The organism is Vibrio sp. 10N.222.46.A1, from assembly GCF_041473595.1.
Taxonomy (GTDB): domain Bacteria; phylum Pseudomonadota; class Gammaproteobacteria; order Enterobacterales; family Vibrionaceae; genus Vibrio; species Vibrio tasmaniensis_A.
Window position 1 is genome coordinate 1 of record NZ_JBFRSN010001140.1, and the last position, 4,364, is coordinate 4,364.

A 4,364-nucleotide genomic window follows, 5' to 3' on the forward strand; every position below is an offset into this window, starting at 1 on the left:
GCTTAACAGCGATACGCGTTAGTCTATTAAGCTAGAGAAGCTTTAACTTGTGCGTGTAGCTCTTGAACTGAAGTTACTGACGTTTTTGCGTCTGCAGTGTGCGCCATACAAGTCGCGAATGCTGCGTTTAGCGTAGTCGTGTAGTTCACTTTCTCAGCCAATGCGCCACGACGAAGAACTTTAGAATCTTCAATCGCTTGACGGCCAGCCGCAGTGTTCACGATGTACGTGTACTCGTTGTTCTTGATACGGTCAAGAATGTGAGGACGACCTTCGTGTACCTTGTTTACTAGACGTGGGTTAATGCCCGCTTCGCCAAGGATAACAGCTGTACCGTGAGTTGCGTCTAGCTGGTAACCAAGCTTAGATAGCTTAGATGCTAGGTCAACAACACGCTCTTTGTCGCCTTCGCGAACAGAAAGCAATGCACGACCACCTTCAGGGTAGATGTGACCACAACCCAATTCAGCTTTAGAGTATGCTTCAGCAAACGTTGCGCCAACACCCATAACTTCACCAGTAGAGCGCATTTCTGGGCCTAACAGTGGATCAACACCAGGGAATTTGTTGAACGGAAGAACAACCTCTTTCACTGAGTAGTAAGGTGGGATGATTTCTTTCGTAAAGCCTTGAGACTCTAACGATTGACCTGCCATCACACGAGCTGCAATCTTAGCGACTGCTGCGCCTGTTGCTTTCGATACGAACGGCACTGTACGTGCTGCACGAGGGTTAACCTCGATTAGGTACACTTGGTTGTTCTTAACAGCAAACTGCGTATTCATTAGACCACGAACACCCAACTCGAACGCTAGCTTTTCAACTTGCTCACGCATTACGTCTTGGATTTCTTGGCTTAACGTGTAAGCCGGAAGAGAACATGCTGAGTCACCTGAGTGAACACCCGCTTGCTCGATATGCTCCATGATACCCGCAATAACAACACGCTCACCGTCACAAATCGCATCAACGTCCACTTCAACAGCATCGTCTAGGAAGCTATCAAGTAGTACTGGAGATTCGTTTGAAACGCTAACTGCTTCGTTGAAGTAGCGGCGTAAGTCTTGCTCGTCGTATACGATTTCCATCGCTCGACCACCAAGAACATAAGAAGGACGAACAACCAGTGGGAAGCCGATTTCGCGAGATTTCTCTACCGCTTGCTCCATTGTTGTTACTGTCGCGTTTTCTGGTTGTAGAAGACCAAGACGGTCAACAGCAACTTGGAAACGCTCACGGTCTTCTGCACGGTCGATTGCGTCTGGGCTAGTACCAATGATTGGTACGCCAGCAGCTTCAAGCTCACGAGCCAGTTTCAGTGGTGTTTGACCACCGTACTGAACGATAACGCCTTTTGGCTTCTCAACACGAACGATTGCTAGTACGTCTTCCAGAGTTACTGGTTCAAAGTACAGACGGTCAGACGTATCATAGTCTGTCGAAACTGTCTCAGGGTTACAGTTAACCATGATTGTTTCGTAGCCATCTTCACGTAGTGCTAGAGATGCATGTACACAACAGTAATCGAATTCAATACCTTGGCCGATACGGTTTGGACCGCCGCCTAAGATCATGATTTTCTCTTTGTCTGTTGGGTTCGACTCACATTCATCATCGTAAGATGAGTACATGTAAGCCGTATCAGAAGAGAACTCAGCCGCACAAGTATCTACACGCTTGTAGACTGGGTGAATATCGTATTGGTCACGTAGACGACGGATTTCGCTTTCTGCTACACCTAGAATCTTAGATAGGCGAGCATCAGCAAAACCTTTACGCTTAAGCTTCATTAGCTCGTCTTTATTCAGACCAGCAAAGCCTTTCGCTTTGAGTTCTTGCTCTAGTTTTACGATGTCTTCGATTTGAACTAGGAACCAACGGTCAATTTGCGTTAGGTTGAATACACCATCAACTGACATACCAGCACGGAAAGCATCTGCGATGTACCAAATACGGTCAGAACCAGCTTCTTTAAGCTCATGGCGAATCGTCGTTAGTGCGTCAGGTGCATCTAGGTCGACCATTTCGTCAAAACCAGTTGCGCCAACTTCTAGACCGCGAAGTGCTTTCTGTAGAGATTCTTGTTGGTTACGGCCGATAGCCATAACTTCACCAACCGACTTCATTTGAGTCGTTAGACGGTCGTTAGCACCTGCAAACTTCTCGAAGTTAAAACGAGGAATCTTAGTTACTACGTAATCGATTGTTGGTTCGAATGATGCTGGCGTTGCGCCACCAGTGATGTCATTCATTAGCTCGTCTAGCGTAAAGCCAACAGCCAGTTTCGCTGCAATCTTAGCGATTGGGAAACCTGTTGCTTTAGAAGCAAGTGCAGAAGAACGAGATACACGTGGGTTCATCTCGATAATAACCATACGGCCATCTTTCGGGTTAATACCAAACTGTACGTTTGAGCCACCCGTTTCAACACCAATCTCACGCAGTACCGCTAGAGAAGCGTTACGCATTAGTTGGTATTCTTTGTCTGTTAGCGTTTGAGCAGGAGCCACGGTGATCGAGTCACCAGTGTGAATACCCATTGGGTCAAAGTTTTCAATCGCACATACGATGATGCAGTTGTCGTTCTTGTCGCGAACCACTTCCATCTCATACTCTTTCCAACCGATAAGTGACTCATCGATTAGAAGTTCGTTGGTTGGAGAAAGATCCAGACCACGACGACAAATTTCTTCAAATTCTTCTTTGTTATAAGCGATACCACCGCCTGTACCACCCATCGTAAACGATGGACGAATGATACAAGGGAAACCAACCATTTCTTGAACTTTGTAAGCTTCTTCCATCGTTTTCGCTGTATCAGCCGTTGGACACTCAAGACCAATAGCTTTCATTGCTTTATCAAAACGAGAGCGGTCTTCAGCTTTATCGATAGCGTCAGCAGTTGCGCCAATCATCTCTACGCCGAACTCTTCAAGTACGCCGTATTTTTCTAAATCTAACGCACAGTTAAGTGCAGTTTGGCCGCCCATTGTCGGTAGAACTGCATCAGGCTTCTCTTTAGCGATGATGTTACGAACAACTTCCCATTGGATAGGTTCGATGTAAGTCGCATCAGCCATGTCTGGGTCAGTCATGATTGTCGCTGGGTTCGAGTTTACAAGAATAACTCGGTAACCTTCTTCGCGAAGTGCTTTACAAGCTTGAGCACCAGAGTAATCAAACTCACATGCTTGACCGATAACAATCGGACCAGCACCTAGAATTAGAACACTTTTAATGTCAGTACGTTTTGGCATTATCTACTACTCCGGATTACGCTTTGTCTTGTTTGTTTGCAACAGACTGGTTAATTAATTCAATGAAGTGGTCGAATAGCGGCGCCGCATCTTCTGGACCTGGACTTGCTTCTGGGTGACCTTGGAAGCTAAATGCTGGTTTGTCTGTACGGTGGATACCTTGTAGAGAACCATCAAATAGAGACTTATGAGTCGCTCGTAATGTCTCTGGAAGCGTATCTTCGTCAGCAGCAAAGCCGTGGTTTTGTGAAGTAATCATCACAACATCACGTTCTAAATCTTTAACCGGGTGGTTTGCACCGTGGTGACCAAACTTCATTTTCACTGTCTTAGCGCCTGACGCAAGAGCAAGAATCTGGTGACCTAGACAGATACCAAAGATTGGTAAACCTTTTTCTAGGAACACTTTTGTTGCTTCAATTGCGTAAGTACATGGTTCTGGGTCACCAGGGCCATTTGAAAGGAAAACACCGTCTGGGTTCAGAGCAAGTACTTCTTCAGCAGAAGTTTCAGCAGGAACAACCGTTAGGCGGCAGCCGCGGTCAACAAGCATTCGTAAGATGTTTCGTTTTGCACCGAAGTCATAAGCAACAACGTGGTATGGCAATTCAGAGTCTGCTTTCGCTTCAGGAAGTCCACCCGTAAGCGTCCACGAACCTTGTTTCCATTGATACGCTTCTTTTGTTGTAACTTCTTTCGCAAGGTCCATACCTTTCAGGCCAGGGAATTCTTTTGCTTTAGCTAGAGCCAAAGCTTCGTCTAAATTTCCATCATTTACTGAAGAGCCAGCTACGATACAACCGTTCTGTGCGCCTTTTTCACGAAGAATACGCGTCAGCTTACGAGTATCGATATCAGCGATACCAATAACGTTTTGCGACTTAAGGTAATCAGAAAGGGATTGTTCATTACGGAAGTTAGAAGCGATTAGAGGGAGATCGCGAATCACAAGGCCTTGAGCATGGATTGAAGAAGATTCTTCATCTTCGGAATTGGTTCCGGTATTGCCAATGTGAGGGTAAGTAAGGGTAACGATTTGCTGAGAATAGGAAGGATCAGTGAGGATTTCTTGGTACCCCGTCATCGAGGTATTAAAAACGACTTCAC

General features: G+C 46.0%; 2 protein-coding genes. Both read right to left on the reverse strand.

Annotated features, from left to right (window positions below):
• Window positions 1-26: 26 nt before the first annotated feature.
• Window positions 27-3,257 carry a carbamoyl-phosphate synthase large subunit gene (gene carB, locus AB4496_RS24580; protein WP_009848393.1) on the reverse strand — a complete coding sequence of 1,077 codons (3,231 nt, stop codon included), beginning with the start codon at window positions 3,255-3,257 and terminating at the stop codon, window positions 27-29.
• Window positions 3,258-3,273: 16 nt separating this feature from the next.
• Window positions 3,274-4,364: glutamine-hydrolyzing carbamoyl-phosphate synthase small subunit (gene carA, locus AB4496_RS24585; protein WP_372132425.1), on the reverse strand; the 1,091-nt coding region annotated here is incomplete at its 5' end.

Excerpts from the sequence above, each read along its gene's own strand:
- carB (WP_009848393.1), bottom strand. The coding sequence starts at position 3,257 with ATGCCAAAACGTACTGACATTAAAAGTGTTCTAATTCTAGGTGCTGGT.